This is a genomic window from Streptomyces sp. NPDC057249, assembly GCF_042669245.1.
Taxonomy (GTDB): domain Bacteria; phylum Actinomycetota; class Actinomycetes; order Streptomycetales; family Streptomycetaceae; genus Streptomyces.
This window is the reverse complement of sequence record NZ_JBHUXS010000009.1, coordinates 153,716-168,761: the sequence shown is the minus strand read 5'-3', so window position 1 is coordinate 168,761 and position 15,046 is coordinate 153,716. Positions and strand designations below refer to the sequence as shown.

Genomic DNA, 15,046 nt, shown 5'->3' with positions numbered 1-15,046 from the left:
CATTTTCGGGTGTACGGTGGCAAGCATGCAAGCGGAACAGAAGATTCCGGACAGGCGGGGCCGCAAGGCCCGCCGGACCCGGGACGCCCTGGCCGGGGCCGCCTTCGAGCTCGTGCTCGACCGGGGGCTCAGGGAGGTCACGGTCGAGGAGATCGCCGAGCGCGCCGACCTGGACCGCCGCACCTTCAGCCGGTACTTCGCCGGCAAGGAGGACGCCGTTCTGGACTCGGTCCGGGGCGACGGCGACCGGATCAACGACGCCCTGCGCGCCCGTCCGGCCGACGAGCCCCCGCTCACCGCCTACCGCCGGGCCGTCCAGGACTGGCTCCGGGACCCGGTGGCCCCGGCCTGGCACCGCCGCCCGCGCATCTACGAGCTGCTGGTCCTCGCCGAGCGCGAACCGACCCTCTACGCGGCCTTCCACCACATCCGGGTGGACGCGCAGGCGGATTCGGTCGCCATCGTCGCGGACCGGCTCGGCACCGACCCCCTCAACGACCTGCGGCCCGCCGTCACGGTCGCCGCCGGAGCCGGCGCCCTCCTCGCCGCCCAGGCCGCCTGGGTGCGCGGGGACCGCCCCGACGAGCTGCCCCGGCTCGTCGAACGCGCCTTCGACGCCCTGGCCGGCGAACTCTTCACCGGCTCCGCGCCGCACCGCACCACCAGCACCACGGAAGGAAACGGCACCCCATGAGCACCACCACCCCCACCGACCAGGAGTTCGCCGGCCGCACCGCCCTCGTCACCGGCGGGGCCTCCGGCATCGGTCTCGCCCTCGCCCACCGGCTCGCCGGCGCGGGCGCCTCCGTCGTCGTCGCCGACTACAACGAGGTGAGCGCCCGCGAGGCGGCCGCCGCGCTGGAGAGCGCCGGCGGCCGGGCCGCCGCCGTGGCCATGGACGTCACCGACCCCGCGTCCGTCGAGGCGGGCGTGCGGTTCGCCGTCGACACCTTCGGCGCACTGCACCTCGCCGTGAACAACGCGGGCATCGGCGGCCCCCGCAACCCCACCGGTGAGTACCCCGTCGCGGACTGGGACCGGGTCGTCGCGACCAACCTCAGCGGCGTCTTCTACTCGATGCGCCACGAGCTGCCCGCCATCGTCGCCGCGGGCGGCGGCGCGATCGTCAACATGTCCTCGATCCTGGGCACCAACGGCTTCGCCGGCTCGCCGGCCTACGTCGCGGCCAAGCACGGCGTCGTGGGCCTCACCAAGACCGCCGCCCTGGAGTACGCCGCCCAGAACGTCCGGATCAACGCCGTGGGCCCCGGCTTCATCGACACCCCGCTGCTGCGGGACACGGAGGGCCCGGCCCGCGACCACCTGATCTCGCTGCACCCGGCGGGCCGCCTGGGCACGTCCGAGGAGGTCGCGGAGCTCGCCGCGTTCCTGCTCTCGGACCGCGCCTCGTTCATCCACGGCAGCTACCACCTGGTGGACGGCGGCTACTCCGCCTCCTGACCGGCGGACGGGGATCCGGGGGAGCGGGGGACAGGGGGACAGGGGGACAGGGGGGTTCGGGGGTCAACGCAAGAGCCACAGCCACAGAGGTCGAGGAGGACCCCATGAAGGCAGTCCAGTACCGCGAGATAGGCGCCGCACCCGAGGTCGTCACCGTGCCGGACCCGGAGCCGGGCCCCGGGCAGGTGCTGCTGAAGGTCAGGGCGGCGGGCGTCTGCCACTCCGACATCGCCGTGATGAGCTGGACCGCGGACCAGTTCCCTTACCCGCTGCCGCTCACCCTCGGCCACGAGGGCGTCGGCACGATCGCCGCGCTCGGTGACGGCGTCACCGGCCTGGAGACCGGCCAGTCCGTCGCCGTCTACGGCCCCTGGGGCTGCGGCACCTGCGTGAAGTGCGCCGAGGGCAAGGAGAACTACTGCCTGCGCGCCGCCGAGCTCGGCATCAACCCGCCCGGCCTGGGCTCGCCCGGCGCCATGGCCGAGTACATGATCGTGGACGACCCGCGCCACCTCGTGCCCATCGGTGACCTCGACCCGGTCCGGACCGTGCCGCTCACCGACGCCGGCCTCACCCCGTACCACGCCATCAAGCGCTCCCTGCCGAAGCTGGTGCCCGGGGCCACCGCCGTCGTCATCGGCACCGGCGGCCTCGGCCACGTCGCGATCCAGCTGCTGCGCGCCCTCACATCGGCCCGGGTCATCGCCCTGGACGTCACCGAGGACAAGCTGGCCCTCGCCCGCACCGTCGGGGCGCACGAGACCGTCCTGTCCGACGCGCACGCCGCCGCCCGCATCCGTGAACTGACCGGCGGGATCGGCGCGCAGGTCGTCCTGGACTTCGTCGGCGCCCCGCCGACCGTAGCCACGGCGGGCGCGGCCGCCGCCATCGACTCGGACGTCACCATCGTCGGCATCGGCGGGGGAACGCTGCCCGTCGGCTTCGGGGTCCTGCCGTTCAACACGACGGTCACCGCCCCGTACTGGGGATCGCGTTCCGAACTGGCCGAGGTGCTGGACCTGGCCCACGCGGGCGCGGTGGACGTCCACGTCGAGACGTACCCGCTGGACGAGGCACCGCTCGCCTACGAGCGCCTGCACGCCGGAAAGATCAACGGCCGGGCGGTCATCCTCCCGCAGAGCTGACCGGTCCGGCGGCGAGGAGGGCGGGCGCCGGCATCAGGCCCCGCCCTCCGCCAGGTGCTCGCGGAGCCGGTCCACGAAGACCCGCTGCCCCTTCACCAGCCGCTCCGCCGCCTCCTCGGGCGTGCACCAGGCGAACCGGTCCATCTCCGGGAACTCCCGCAACGTCCCCGACTTCCGGGGCCACTCCATCGCGAACGTGCCGGGCACCGCCGTCGCCGGGTCGGCATCGCCCTCCAGCGCCCACACGGTGACCGTCTTCCCGCTCGGCTGACGGGCCTCGCCGAGATCCACCCACGCACCGTCCGGCGCCGGATGCCCGAACTCCTCCTCGAACTCGCGCCGAGCCGCCGCCCTCGGCTCCTCGTCGGAGGCGTACTCACCCTTGGGCACCGACCACGCGGCTTCCTCGCGCCCCGTCCAGAACGGGCCGCCCATGTGGCCGATGAGCACTTCGAGGCCGCGCCCGGCACCGGTACGGAACAGCAGCAGGCCCGCACTGCGGCGGGCGGTCTTCTTGGCCGTCATGCCGTCAAGTGTGCGCGGCGCCCGGTGCCTACGCCTTGCGGTACCCGTACGCCTCCGAGGCCGCCGCCTCCACCGCGTCGAGGCCGCCGCCCGTCGACGCGGTGACCACGGCGGCCACCGCGCCCTCCACGAACGGGGCGTCCACCAGCCGCGTCCCGGCCGGAAGTCCGTCGCCCTCGGCCAGCATCGCCTTGACCGTCAGGACCGCGCTGCCCAGGTCCACCAGGACGGCGACCCCCGCCCCGCCGTCCACCGACCGGGCGGCCTCCGCGATCAGCTCCGCGCTCGTCCCGAGCCCGCCCGCCCCGGTGCCGCCGGCCGCGGCCACCGGAGCCGTCGCCCCGCCCGCCGCCAGCCCCCGGGCCAGCTCCGCCACGGACTCGGCCACCGGCCCGCTGTGCGAGACCAGCACGATGCCCACCTGCGCCTCCGCGCTCACGCCGCGCCCCCCTTCGTGTCCGCCACGTCCGCCGTGTCCGCCAGCGCGGCGAGCAGCAGCGCCGCCGAGGTCGCCCCCGGGTCCTGGTGCCCGACGCTCCGCTCGCCCAGATAGCTCGCCCGGCCCTTGCGCGCCCGGAGCGGCACCGTCGCCTCCGCACCCGCGCGCGCCGCCTCCCGGCCCGCCGCGAACGAGGTCCCCAGCGCCTCCACGGCCGGCAGCAGCGCGTCGAGCATCGTCTTGTCGCCGGCCCGCGCCCCGCCCAGCTGCGCCACCGCCGCGACGCCCTCCCCGAGCGCCCGCGCCAGATCCGCGGGGGACACGGCCGGAGCATCGCCCAGCGCCTTGCCCGTACGCCGCAGCAGCGTCCCGTACAGCGGGCCCGACGCCCCGCCGACCGTCGAGATCAGCCGGCGTCCGGCCAGCGTCAGCACGGCCCCCGGGGTCAGCGGCGGCTCCTTCGCCAGGGCCGCCGAAACGGCGGCGAACCCGCGCTGGAGATTGCTGCCGTGGTCGGCGTCCCCGATCGCGGAGTCCAGCTCCGTGAGGCGCGCCGCCTCGCGGTCGACGAGACTCGCGGTCGCGGTCATCCAGCGGTGGAAGAAATCGGCGTCCAGCACATGCCCTCCTCGGTCCTCGCGTGCGGATCAGCGGCCCCAGCGCAGCGCCGGCGTCTCGACCGGCGCGTCCCACAGCCGCAGCAGCTCCTCGTCCACCTGGCACAGCGTCACCGAGCAGCCCGCCATGTCGAGCGAGGTCACGTAGTTGCCCACGAGCGTACGAGCGACCACCACGCCCCGTTCCCGCAGCACCCGGTGCACCTCGCCGCCGAACCCGTACAACTCCAGCAGCGGGGTCGCGCCCATGCCGTTGACCAGGGCGAGCACCGGGCCGCTGGGGCGCAGGCCGTCCAGGACCGCGTCCACGGCGAAGTCCGCGATCTCCCCGGAGGTCATCATCGCCCGCCGCTCCCGGCCCGGTTCGCCGTGGATGCCGATGCCCAGTTCGAGCTCGCCGGCGGGCAGGTCGAAGGTGGGGGAGCCCTTCGCGGGGGTCGTGACGGAGCTGAGGGCCACACCGAAGCTGCGCGAGGACTCGTTCACCCGGCGGGCGATCGCGGCCACCCGGTCCAGCGGGGCGCCCTCGTCGGCCGCCGCGCCAGCGATCTTCTCCACGAAGAGGGTGGCCCCCGTGCCCCGGCGCCCGGCGGTGTAGAGGCTGTCGGTCACCGCGACGTCGTCGTCCACGAGCACCTGCGCGACGCGCAGCCCCTCCTCCTCGGCGAGCTCGGCCGCCATCTCGAAGTTGAGGACGTCCCCGGTGTAGTTCTTGACGACGAAGAGCACCCCCTCACCGCTGTCCAAGGCGGCCGCCGCCCGCACCATCTGGTCCGGCACCGGCGAGGTGAACACCTCGCCCGGACACGCCGCCGACAGCATCCCGGGGCCGACGAACCCGGCGTGCAGCGGCTCGTGCCCCGATCCGCCGCCGGAGACCAGGGCGACCTTTCCGGCCACCGGCGCGTCCCGGCGTACGACGACCCGGCTCTCCACGTCCACGGTCAGCTCGGGATGGGAGGCGGCCATCCCGCGCAACGCGTCGGCCACCACGGTTTCGGGGACGTTGATCAGCATGCGCAACGGAATCTCCCAGGAGAGCTGTCGGACCCGGACGGCGTGAACCACCCCACCGTAGGCCGAGATCGCGCCGCTGCGAAGACGGCGGCGCTACGCTGTCGGCGTCCGCCGGGCCCCGCGGTCCCTCCCGCATGAACAGGTGATCGGATTTGCTGTACATCGCACTGCTCCGAGGGCTGAACGTGCCGGGCCGCTCCGTGAAGATGGAGCGCCTGCGCGGCCTCTTCACGGAGCTGGGTCTCGCCTCCGTGCGCAGCTACATCCAGAGCGGCAACGTCTTCTTCGAGTCCGACGAGACCGACCGGGCCGCGCTCGCCGCCCGGATCGGCGACCATCTCGCCGGGGCCCTCGGCTACGACGTCGCGGTGTGCCTGCGCACGGTTCCCGAGCTGGAGGCGCTGATCGCGCTCGACCCGTTCGAGGACGTCACGGTCACCGACGACATCCGCTGCTGCGTCGTGTTCACGACCGGGCGCATCCCGTCGGACCTGGACCTGCCGATGCTCTCCCCGAAGAAGGACATGGAGATCATCGGCCACACCGACCACGACGCCTTCGTCGTCTGGCACCTGATCAACGGCAAGGCCCCGGCCGCCAAGGGCTTCCAGGAAGGCGTCCTGGGCCGCGACGCGACCACCCGCTTCTTCCACACCGTCGTGAAGATCCTGGCCGCCGCCCGGAAGGGCACGGACTGACCGGTCAGGCGCGGTCGATGTGCACGCTGGTCGACTTCACCCGGGCGGTGGCCTGCACACCGACCTCCAGGCCCAGTTCCTCGACGGCCTCCCTGGTCAGCAAGGACACCAGCCGGTGCGGCCCCGCCTGGATCTCGACCTGCGCGGCCACATCGCCCAGCTTCACGGCGGTGACGATGCCCGCGAACGCGTTGCGCGCCGAGGTGTACGAGACGTCCTCGTCGCCCGCGCCGTTCTGCGCGACCTCGACCGAGAACGCCGCCAGGTCCCGGCCGTCGATGAGGCGGCGGCCCCCCTCGTCCCGGTGGGTCGCGACACGCCCCGCGTCGGCCCAGCGCCGGGCGGTGTCGGGGCTCACGCCCAGAAGCCGGGCCGCCTGCCCGATCGTGTACGACTGCATGCGCCGTACCCTAACCGGCGCCCCGCCCGGCACGGCCGGGTGGACCAGCCGGGATGAGGAATCCCCGCACCCGTCCTAGGGTGCCAACCATGGCAGACAGCGCGGCGGGCCGGGGTTCCGGCGGGCAGGACGCGGATCCGGGGTCCGGGCCCGACACGCCCGATCCGCGGCGGTGGCAGGCGCTCGCCGTCTGCCTGGTCGCCGGGTTCATGACCCTGCTGGACGTCTCGATCGTCAACGTCGCGCTCCCCTCCATCAAGGCGGGACTGCACACCCCGGAGTCCGACCTGCAATGGGTCCTGTCCGGTTACGCCCTGGCCTTCGGCCTGTTCCTGATCCCGGCCGGACGGCTCGGTGACGCCCGCGGCCGGCGCGCCGTCTTCATGGCGGGGCTCACGCTCTTCACGCTGTCCTCGGCGGCCTGCGGTGCCGCCCAGTCCAGCCTCTGGCTGGTGATCGCCCGCCTGGTCCAGGGGCTGGCCGGCGGCATGGTCTCACCGCAGATCTCGGCCCTCATCCAGCAGATGTTCCAGGGCCGGGAGCGCGGTCGCGCCTTCGGCATGTTCGGCACGGTGGTCGGCATCTCCACCGCCGTCGGCCCGCTGCTCGGCGGCCTGCTGATCCAGGCGGCCGGAGCGGACGAGGGCTGGCGCTGGGTGTTCTACGTCAATCTGCCGCTGGGGCTCGTCTGCCTCCTGCTGGCCCGCCGTCTGCTGCCCGACACCCCGTCCGCCGGCCGGGTCCGGCCGCGGGACCTCGACCCGGTCGGCGTGCTGCTGCTCGGCTCCGGGATTCTGGCCCTGCTGCTGCCCTTCGTCCAGTCCCGCCAGTGGCCCGGCGACGAGAAGTGGCTGCTGCTGATCCTGGCCGTGGCGCTGCTCGTCGTCTTCGTCGGCTGGGAGTCCCGGTGCGGCCGGCGCGGCACCCAGCCGGTCGTGGACCTCCGGCTCTTCCGGGTGCGCTCGTACTGGCTGGGCTGTCTGCTCATCCTGCTCTACTTCGCCGGATTCACCTCGATCTTCTTCATCACCACGCTCTACCTCCAGAGCGGCCTGCACTACACCGCCTTGCAGGCCGGCCTGACGATCACCCCCTTCGCCCTGGGCTCCGCCGTCGCCGCCGGCCCCGGCGGCAAGCTCGTCGGGCGCTTCGGCCGCCCCCTCGTCGTCGCCGGCCTGGCCGCCGTGGCCGTGGGCCTCGGAGCCACCGCGCTCGCCGTCCACCTGGTGCCCGGCCGGGGCGCCGGCTGGGCGATGGCCGCCCCGCTGCTCTTCGCGGGGCTCGGCAGCGGCCTGGTCATCGCGCCGAACCAGACCCTGACCCTCTCCGAAGTGCCCGTGGCCACCGCGGGGAGCGCCGGCGGCACCCTCCAGACCGGGCAGCGCGTCGGCTCCGCCATCGGGATCGCCGCCGTCGGAGCGGTGTTCTTCGCCCAGGTCGGCGACGGCTGGTCCGACGCGTACGACCACGGGCTCATCGTCTCCGTCGCCTTCGTCGTCGCCGCCCTGCTCGTCGCGCTCGCGGACGTGGGCGGCGGCCGACGGGGCAGACGCCGTACACAGCACTCCCCACCTCCCGCAGCCGCCTCCTGAGGAGAACGCGATGAACGACTCCGCCGGCACCGACGGAAACAGCTCGTACGGACACAAGCCCTTCAAGCGCTCCCGCAGCCACTTCGCGGACCGCATCACCGCCGACGGCCGCGACGGCTGGCCCGTCGAGGCGGGCCGCTACCGGCTCGTCGCCAGCCGGGCCTGTCCCTGGGCCAGCCGCGCCCTGGTCTCCCGCAGGCTCCTCGGCCTGGAGGACGCGCTCTCGGTCGCCGTCGTCGACCCGCTCCAGGACGACCGCAGCTGGCGCTTCACGCTCGACCCGGGCGGCCGGGACCCGGTGCTCGGCATCCGCTACCTCAGCGAGGCGTACGACGCCCGCGAGCGCGACTACCCGGGCGGCGTCAGCGTGCCGGCGATCGTGGACGTACCCAGCGGCAAGCTGGTCACCAACGACTACCAGCAGATCACCCTGGACCTCGCCACCGAGTGGACCGACCTGCACCGGTCCGGTGCGCCCGACCTCTACCCCGAGCCGCTGCGCGCGGAGATCGACGCGGTCATGGAGGGCATCTACCGGGACGTCAACAACGGGGTCTACCGGGCAGGGTTCGCGGACGGCCAGGACACTTACGAGGAGGCGTACGGGGCACTGTTCCGCCGCCTGGAGGAGATGTCCGGGCGGCTCGCGGACCGGCGCTACCTCGTCGGCGACACGATCACCGAGGCCGACATCCGGTTCTTCACCACCCTGGTCCGCTTCGACCCGGTCTACCACGGCCACTTCAAGTGCAACCGCCGGAAACTCTCCGAGGACCCGGTGCTGTGGGCGTACGCCAGGGACCTCTACCAGACCCCCGGTTTCGGGGACACGGTCGACTTCCACCACATCAAGCAGCACTACTACCGGGTGCACACCGGCATCAACCCCACCGGCATCGTGCCCGCCGGCCCCGACCTCTCCGGCTGGCTGACCCCGCACCACCGCGAACAGCTCGGCGGCCGCCCCTTCGGCGACGGCACCCCGCCCGGTCCGGTGCCCCGGGGTGAGGGCGTACCGCCCGGCGGCCGTCCGTAGGACGTCTTCCGGCCGACGGGAGGGCAGGGCCCTGTCGAACCCGCGCCGCTCACGAGATATCTTGATGTCAAGCAATGTTGCAGACGTGGAGCGGAGCACAGGGTGACTGACTCGACCATCATCTATACACACACCGACGAGGCCCCGGCCCTGGCGACGTATTCGTTCCTGCCCGTGGTCGAGGCGTACGCCTCCAAGGCCGGTGTCACCGTCGAGAGCCGGGACATCTCCCTGGCGGGCCGGATCATCGCCGGATTCCCCGAGCGGCTCCGGGAGGACCAGCGCATCGACGACGCTCTCGCCGAGCTCGGTGAGCTGGCCACCACTCCGGGCGCCAACATCATCAAGCTGCCGAACATCTCGGCCTCCATCCCGCAGCTGAAGGCCGCGATCGCCGAGCTCCAGGCCCAGGGCTACGCCCTCCCGGACTACCCGGACGACCCGAAGACCGACGAGGACAAGGACGTCCGCGCCCGTTACGACAAGGTCAAGGGCAGCGCCGTCAACCCGGTCCTGCGCGAGGGCAACTCCGACCGCCGCGCCCCCGCGTCGGTCAAGAACTACGCCAAGACCCACCCGCACCGCATGGGCGCCTGGACCGCCGACTCGAAGACCAACGTCGCCACCATGGGCGTCGACGACTTCCGGTCCACCGAGAAGTCCGCGGTCATCGCCGAGCCCGGCACCCTGCGCATCGAGCTCGCCGGCGACGACGGCACCACCACCGTGCTGCGCGAGTCCGTCCCGGTCCTCGCGGGCGAGGTCGTCGACGCCTCCGTCATGCGCGTCGCCGCCCTGCGTGAGTTCATCACCGCCCAGATCGCCCGCGCCAAGGCCGAGGGCGTCCTCTTCTCCGTGCACCTCAAGGCCACGATGATGAAGGTCTCCGACCCGATCATCTTCGGCCACGTCGTGCGCGCCTTCTTCCCGAAGACCTTCGCCGCGTACGGTGACGCGCTCGCCGCGGCCGGCCTGACCCCGAACGACGGTCTGGGCGGCATCCTCAAGGGCCTGGAGGCCCTGCCCGAGGGCGCGAAGATCAAGGAGTCCTTCGAGGCCGAGCTCGCCGAGGGCCCGGCCCTCGCCATGGTCGACTCCGACAAGGGCATCACCAACCTGCACGTCCCCAGCGACGTCATCGTGGACGCCTCCATGCCGGCCATGATCCGCACCTCCGGCCACATGTGGGGCCCGGACGGCAACGAGGCCGACACCATCGCCGTCCTGCCGGACAGCAGCTACGCCGGTGTCTACCAGGTCGTCATCGACGACTGCCGCGCCAACGGCGCCTTCGACCCGGCCACGATGGGCTCCGTGCCCAACGTCGGCCTCATGGCGCAGAAGGCCGAGGAGTACGGCAGCCACGACAAGACCTTCGAGATCCCCGCCACCGGCACCGTCCGCGTCGTGGACGCCGCCGGCAACGCCGTGCTGGAGCAGGCCGTCGGCGCCGGCGACATCTTCCGCATGTGCCAGACCAAGGACCTGCCGATCCAGGACTGGGTCAAGCTGGCCGTCACCCGCGCCCGCGCGACCGGCAGCCCGGCCGTCTTCTGGCTCGACGCGGACCGCGCGCACGACGCCCGGCTCATCGAGAAGGTGAAGACCTACCTCGCCGAGCACGACACCGAGGGTCTGCAGATCGAGATCATGACCCCGCAGGAGGCCACCGCCTTCTCCCTGGAGCGCATCCGCCGCGGCGAGGACACCATCTCCGTCACCGGCAACGTGCTCCGCGACTACCTGACGGACCTCTTCCCGATCCTGGAGCTCGGCACCAGCGCGAAGATGCTCTCCGTCGTCCCGCTGATGAACGGCGGCGGCCTCTTCGAGACGGGCGCCGGCGGCTCCGCGCCCAAGCACGTGCAGCAGCTCGTCAAGGAGGACTACCTGCGCTGGGACAGCCTGGGCGAGTTCCTGGCCCTCGCCGTCAGCTTCGAGCACCTCGCGCAGACCACGGGCAACGCCCGCGCCCAGGTCCTCGCCGACACGCTGGACCGGGCCACGGCCACGTTCCTCAACGAGGACAAGTCGCCCTCCCGCCGCCTCGGCGGCATCGACAACCGCGGCAGCCACTTCTACCTGTCCCTGTACTGGGCCCAGGAGCTGGCGCAGCAGACCGCCGACGCCGAACTGGCCGCCGCGTTCGCCCCGCTCGCCAAGACGCTGTCCGAGCAGGAGCAGACGATCGTGGACGAGCTGATCGCGGTCCAGGGCAAGCCGGCCGACATCGGCGGCTACTACCAGCCCGACCCGGCCAAGGCCGCGGCCGTCATGCGTCCGTCCGCCACGTTCAACCAGGCGATCGCGAGCCTCGCCTGACCCGACGGTCACCGACGCCCCGGCCGGCCTCCGCCGCGCCGGGGCGTCGGCGTGTCAGCACACGAAGGGCGCTGACCCCCCCTGACGGGTGAATGTCGTGCTCCGGCGGGTGCCGGGCCGCGCGACGGGGCCGCTTCGCTGCTTTGCTGCATCCGGTAACACGGATGCACAAGCGAAGGAGCGGCCCCGTGACGACGACGGGCACACCAGGTACGGCCGAGGACGAGGAGTCGTACTCCAACGAGCTGCCGGTGCGCGGCAGACAGCCCGGCAACGTCGTCATCAAGTGGGCGACCACCACCGACCACAAGACGATCGGCACGCTGTACCTGGTCACCTCGTTCGCGTTCTTCCTGGGCGGCGGGCTGCTCGCCCTGTTCATGCGCGCCGAGCTGGCCCGGCCGGGCATGCAGATCATGTCGAACGAGCAGTTCAACCAGGCGTTCACGATGCACGGCACGATCATGCTGCTGATGTTCGCGACGCCGCTGTTCGCCGGGTTCGCGAACTGGATCATGCCGTTGCAGATCGGCGCGCCCGACGTGGCGTTCCCGCGGCTGAACATGCTCGCGTACTGGCTGTACCTCTTCGGCTCGCTGATCGCGGTGGCCGGCTTCCTCACCCCGAACGGCGCCGCCGACTTCGGCTGGTTCGCCTACTCGCCGCTGACCGATGTGGTCCGCTCGCCCGGGGTCGGCGGTGACCTGTGGATCATGGGCCTGGCCTTCTCCGGCTTCGGCACGATCCTCGGTTCGGTCAACTTCATCACCACGATCATCTGCATGCGCGCGCCCGGCATGACGATGTTCCGGATGCCGATCTTCACCTGGAACGTCCTGCTGACCGGTGTGCTGGTGCTGCTCGCCTTCCCGGTGCTCGCCGCCGCGCTCCTGGCGCTGGAGGCGGACCGCAAGTTCGGTGCGCACGTCTTCGACGCGGCCAACGGCGGGGCGCTGCTCTGGCAGCACCTCTTCTGGTTCTTCGGCCATCCGGAGGTGTACATCATCGCCCTGCCGTTCTTCGGCATCGTCTCCGAGATCATCCCGGTCTTCAGCCGCAAGCCGATCTTCGGCTACATCGGTCTGATCGGTGCCACCATCGCCATCGCCGGCCTCTCGATCACGGTGTGGGCGCACCACATGTACGTCACCGGCGGCGTCCTGCTGCCGTTTTTCTCGTTCATGACGTTCCTCATCGCGGTGCCCACCGGGGTGAAGTTCTTCAACTGGATCGGCACCATGTGGAAGGGCTCCCTGTCCTTCGAGACACCGATGCTCTGGTCGGTCGGCTTCCTCGTGACGTTCCTCTTCGGCGGCCTGACCGGGGTGATCCTGGCGTCCCCGCCGCTCGACTTCCACGTCTCCGACTCGTACTTCGTGGTCGCCCACTTCCACTACGTCGTCTTCGGCACCGTAGTCTTCGCGATGTTCGCCGGCTTCCACTTCTGGTGGCCGAAGTTCACCGGGAAGCTGCTGGACGAGCGGCTCGGCAAGATGACCTTCTGGACGCTGTTCGTGGGCTTCCACGGCACGTTCCTGGTGCAGCACTGGCTGGGTGCGGAGGGCATGCCCCGCAGGTACGCGGACTATCTCGCTTCGGACGGCTTCACCGCGCTGAACACCATCTCGACCATCTCCTCGTTCGTACTGGGCCTGTCCATGCTGCCCTTCCTGTACAACGTGTGGAAGACCGCCAAGTACGGCAAGCAGGTCGCGGTGGACGACCCGTGGGGCTACGGCCGTTCGCTGGAGTGGGCGACCTCCTGCCCGCCGCCCCGGCACAACTTCGTCACCCTGCCCCGTATCCGCTCCGAGTCCCCGGCGTTCGACCTGCACCACCCCGCCGTGCGCGAGCTGGAGGAGGCAGCCACCCGGCCGCACACCTCCGCGACGGTGGCGCCGGGGGACAAACAGGCGTGAGCGGCGAGGAGAGGCGGGCGCCGGCCGATCCGGACGCCGAGAGCGCGCGGGGTCTGGCCCAGATGGAGGGCTACCTGCTGTGGAACGCCGAGGTCGAGCGGGCACGCGGGCTCGCCCGCCGCTTCACCGACCAGCTGCCCTGGCTCACCACCGCCCAGCGCGAGGACGTGGAGCGGGTCTACACCGCCGAGCGGACCGCCGAGTCCCGGGTGGTGCTGGCGCGGATCTCCGCGCGCGCCCTGGAACTGCGCGGCGAGTACACCGAGCGCTACCGCAGGCTTCGCGCCCGCTGTGTCGCCGCCGCCGTGGTCTGCGCGGGCGCGGCCGCCGGCGCCTGCGGCGTGGCCGCCTACCTGGCCAGGTGACCCGGCCCGGTCGTCCGTTCTGCCTTCCCAGCAGGCGCACTCGCCTCCCGGTCGTGAAGATGAGAGGTGACGGGCGCGTGTGACGGGGCAGGCGAACGGACGACCGTGCAGACCCCCAGAAGGGACGATCACTGTGGCACGACCCAGGATTCTCGTAGTCGGAGCCGGTTTCGCCGGGGTCGAGTGCGTACGCCGTCTGGAGCGGGGGCTGCGACCCGGTGAAGCGGAGATCGCGCTCGTCGCCCCGTTCTCGTACCAGCTCTACCTGCCCCTGCTGCCCCAGGTGGCGTCCGGGGTGCTGACCCCGCAGTCCGTCGCGCTGTCGCTGCGCCGCAGCCGCCGTCACCGCACCCGCATCATTCCCGGCGGCGCGATCGGCGTGGACCCCGAGGCGAAGGTGTGCGTGATCCGCAAGATCACCGACGAGATCGTCAACGAGCGGTACGACCACCTCGTCCTCAGCCCCGGCAGCGTCACCCGGACCTTCGACATCCCCGGGCTCCTCGACCACGCCCGCGGCATGAAGACGCTGGCCGAGGCCGCCTACGTACGCGACCACGTCATCGCTCAGCTCGACCTGGCGGACGCCAGCGACGACGAGGCCGAGCGGGCCTCCCGGCTCCAGTTCGTCGTGGTCGGCGGCGGGTACGCCGGGACCGAGACCGCGGCCTGCCTCCAGCGCCTCACCACCAGCGCGCTGCGGCACTACCCCCGCCTGGACCCGAAGCTCGTCAAGTGGCACCTGATCGACATCGCCCCGAAGCTCATGCCCGAGCTGGGCGACAAGCTGGGCGCCAGCGCCCTCAAGGTGCTGCGCGACCGGGGCATCGAGGTGTCGCTCGGGGTGTCCGTCGCCGAGGCCGGGCCCGACACCGTGACGTTCACCGACGGCCGGGTGCTGCCCTGCCGGACGCTGATCTGGACCGCCGGGGTCGCCGCCAGCCCGCTGGTCGGCACCTTCGACGCGGAGACCGTCAAGGGCCGGCTCGCCGTCACGCCCGAGATGACGCTGCCCGGCCACGACGGCATCTTCGCCCTCGGCGACGTGGCCGCCGTGCCCGACCTGGCCAAGGGCGACGGCGCGGTCTGCCCGCCCACCGCCCAGCACGCGCTGCGCCAGGGCCGCAAACTCGCCGACAACCTGCTCGCCGAGCTGCGCGGCCGGCCGCTCGAACCCTACGTCCACAAGGACCTCGGGCTCGTCGTGGACCTCGGTGGCAAGGACGCCGTGTCCAAGCCCCTCGGCGTCGAGATGCACGGCATCGCCGCCCAGGCCGTGGCGCGCGGCTACCACTGGTCGGCGCTGCGCACCAACGTGGCCAAGGTCCGCGTCATGGCGGACTGGCTGATCAACGCCGCCGCCGGCGACGACTTCGTGCGCACCGGATTCCAGATGCGCAAACCGGCGACGCTGCGGGACTTCGAATACACCGACAGCTACCTCACCCCGGAACAGGTCCGGAAGCACACCGCCGCCCTCCACACCCGGATGTGACCGGGCGCGGCGGGC

The 15,046-nt window shown here is 72.2% G+C and carries 15 protein-coding genes; 10 read left to right on the top strand and 5 right to left on the bottom strand.

What is annotated here, in order from left to right; translation table 11 throughout:
• The first annotated feature begins 25 nt into the window (after positions 1 to 25).
• From ACFUJY_RS18890 to ACFUJY_RS18880, 3 genes are all read left to right on the top strand, one after another.
• Complete coding sequence (locus tag ACFUJY_RS18890) at positions 26 to 694, top strand: TetR family transcriptional regulator (protein ID WP_383300643.1); 669 nt, start codon at positions 26 to 28, stop codon at positions 692 to 694.
• Positions 691 to 1,461, top strand: coding sequence for an SDR family NAD(P)-dependent oxidoreductase (locus ACFUJY_RS18885; protein ID WP_383300641.1), 771 nt, complete (start codon positions 691 to 693; stop codon positions 1,459 to 1,461). The genes ACFUJY_RS18890 and ACFUJY_RS18885 overlap by 4 nt, the downstream gene beginning before the upstream one ends.
• Positions 1,462 to 1,565: 104 nt before the next feature.
• Positions 1,566 to 2,606, top strand: coding sequence for an NAD(P)-dependent alcohol dehydrogenase (locus tag ACFUJY_RS18880; RefSeq protein ID WP_383300638.1), 1,041 nt, complete (start codon positions 1,566 to 1,568; stop codon positions 2,604 to 2,606).
• A gap of 33 nt (positions 2,607 to 2,639) precedes the next feature.
• Here ACFUJY_RS18880 and ACFUJY_RS18875 read toward each other — a convergent pair whose 3' ends face one another.
• The 4 genes from ACFUJY_RS18875 to dhaK are packed head-to-tail and all read right to left on the bottom strand — an operon-like array spanning position 2,640 to position 5,210.
• Positions 2,640 to 3,131, bottom strand: coding sequence for an NUDIX domain-containing protein (locus ACFUJY_RS18875; protein WP_383300635.1), 492 nt, complete (start codon positions 3,129 to 3,131; stop codon positions 2,640 to 2,642).
• 28 nt (positions 3,132 to 3,159) lie between these two features.
• Positions 3,160 to 3,570, bottom strand: coding sequence for a PTS-dependent dihydroxyacetone kinase phosphotransferase subunit DhaM (locus ACFUJY_RS18870; RefSeq protein ID WP_383300632.1), 411 nt, complete (start codon positions 3,568 to 3,570; stop codon positions 3,160 to 3,162).
• Positions 3,567 to 4,190, bottom strand: a complete 624-nt coding sequence (gene dhaL / locus ACFUJY_RS18865; RefSeq protein ID WP_383300630.1) for a dihydroxyacetone kinase subunit DhaL — start codon at positions 4,188 to 4,190, stop codon at positions 3,567 to 3,569. The genes ACFUJY_RS18870 and dhaL overlap by 4 nt, the downstream gene beginning before the upstream one ends.
• 27 nt (positions 4,191 to 4,217) lie before the next feature.
• Positions 4,218 to 5,210 carry a dihydroxyacetone kinase subunit DhaK gene (dhaK, locus tag ACFUJY_RS18860; protein WP_383301047.1) on the bottom strand — a complete coding sequence of 331 codons (993 nt, stop codon included), beginning with the start codon at positions 5,208 to 5,210 and terminating at the stop codon, positions 4,218 to 4,220.
• A 146-nt stretch (positions 5,211 to 5,356) separates the two neighbouring features.
• On the opposite strand from dhaK, the gene ACFUJY_RS18855 reads away from it, so the two are divergent.
• Positions 5,357 to 5,902: a DUF1697 domain-containing protein gene (locus ACFUJY_RS18855; protein ID WP_383300628.1), complete on the top strand. Its 546-nt coding sequence runs from the start codon at positions 5,357 to 5,359 to the stop codon at positions 5,900 to 5,902.
• A gap of 4 nt (positions 5,903 to 5,906) precedes the next feature.
• Here ACFUJY_RS18855 and ACFUJY_RS18850 read toward each other — a convergent pair whose 3' ends face one another.
• Positions 5,907 to 6,302, bottom strand: a complete 396-nt coding sequence (locus ACFUJY_RS18850) for a molybdopterin-binding protein (RefSeq protein ID WP_164404540.1) — start codon at positions 6,300 to 6,302, stop codon at positions 5,907 to 5,909.
• Between the two features lie 89 nt (positions 6,303 to 6,391).
• Between ACFUJY_RS18850 and ACFUJY_RS18845 the strand changes: the two genes are divergently transcribed.
• The 6 genes from ACFUJY_RS18845 to ACFUJY_RS18820 all read left to right on the top strand — a co-directional run bounded on the left by ACFUJY_RS18845 (position 6,392) and on the right by ACFUJY_RS18820 (position 15,031).
• Positions 6,392 to 7,894, top strand: coding sequence for an MFS transporter (locus ACFUJY_RS18845; protein ID WP_383300626.1), 1,503 nt, complete (start codon positions 6,392 to 6,394; stop codon positions 7,892 to 7,894).
• A gap of 10 nt (positions 7,895 to 7,904) precedes the next feature.
• A complete protein-coding gene (locus tag ACFUJY_RS18840) occupies positions 7,905 to 8,930 on the top strand; it encodes a glutathione S-transferase family protein (protein WP_383300623.1) in 1,026 nt (341 codons plus the stop codon).
• A 102-nt stretch (positions 8,931 to 9,032) separates the two neighbouring features.
• Positions 9,033 to 11,252 (top strand): NADP-dependent isocitrate dehydrogenase, encoded by a 2,220-nt coding sequence (locus ACFUJY_RS18835; RefSeq protein WP_383300621.1) that lies wholly within the window; start codon positions 9,033 to 9,035, stop codon positions 11,250 to 11,252.
• Between the two features lie 164 nt (positions 11,253 to 11,416).
• Entirely contained in the window at positions 11,417 to 13,171 is a 1,755-nt protein-coding gene (ctaD, locus tag ACFUJY_RS18830; protein ID WP_383300618.1) for a cytochrome c oxidase subunit I, read from the top strand.
• Positions 13,168 to 13,536, top strand: coding sequence for a hypothetical protein (locus ACFUJY_RS18825; protein ID WP_383300616.1), 369 nt, complete (start codon positions 13,168 to 13,170; stop codon positions 13,534 to 13,536). Before ctaD ends, ACFUJY_RS18825 begins: the two co-directional genes overlap by 4 nt.
• A gap of 133 nt (positions 13,537 to 13,669) precedes the next feature.
• Positions 13,670 to 15,031, top strand: a complete 1,362-nt coding sequence (locus tag ACFUJY_RS18820) for an NAD(P)/FAD-dependent oxidoreductase (RefSeq protein ID WP_383300613.1) — start codon at positions 13,670 to 13,672, stop codon at positions 15,029 to 15,031.
• Positions 15,032 to 15,046: the final 15 nt, after the last annotated feature.

Coding starts and splice junctions, on each gene's coding strand:
- ACFUJY_RS18885 (WP_383300641.1), top strand. CDS start 691: ATGAGCACCACCACCCCCACCGACCAGGAGTTCGCCGGCCGCACCGCC.
- ACFUJY_RS18890 (WP_383300643.1), top strand. CDS start 26: ATGCAAGCGGAACAGAAGATTCCGGACAGGCGGGGCCGCAAGGCCCGC.
- ctaD (WP_383300618.1), top strand. CDS start 11,417: ATGCACAAGCGAAGGAGCGGCCCCGTGACGACGACGGGCACACCAGGT.
- ACFUJY_RS18845 (WP_383300626.1), top strand. CDS start 6,392: ATGGCAGACAGCGCGGCGGGCCGGGGTTCCGGCGGGCAGGACGCGGAT.
- ACFUJY_RS18880 (WP_383300638.1), top strand. CDS start 1,566: ATGAAGGCAGTCCAGTACCGCGAGATAGGCGCCGCACCCGAGGTCGTC.
- ACFUJY_RS18840 (WP_383300623.1), top strand. CDS start 7,905: ATGAACGACTCCGCCGGCACCGACGGAAACAGCTCGTACGGACACAAG.
- ACFUJY_RS18875 (WP_383300635.1), bottom strand. CDS start 3,131: ATGACGGCCAAGAAGACCGCCCGCCGCAGTGCGGGCCTGCTGCTGTTC.
- ACFUJY_RS18850 (WP_164404540.1), bottom strand. CDS start 6,302: ATGCAGTCGTACACGATCGGGCAGGCGGCCCGGCTTCTGGGCGTGAGC.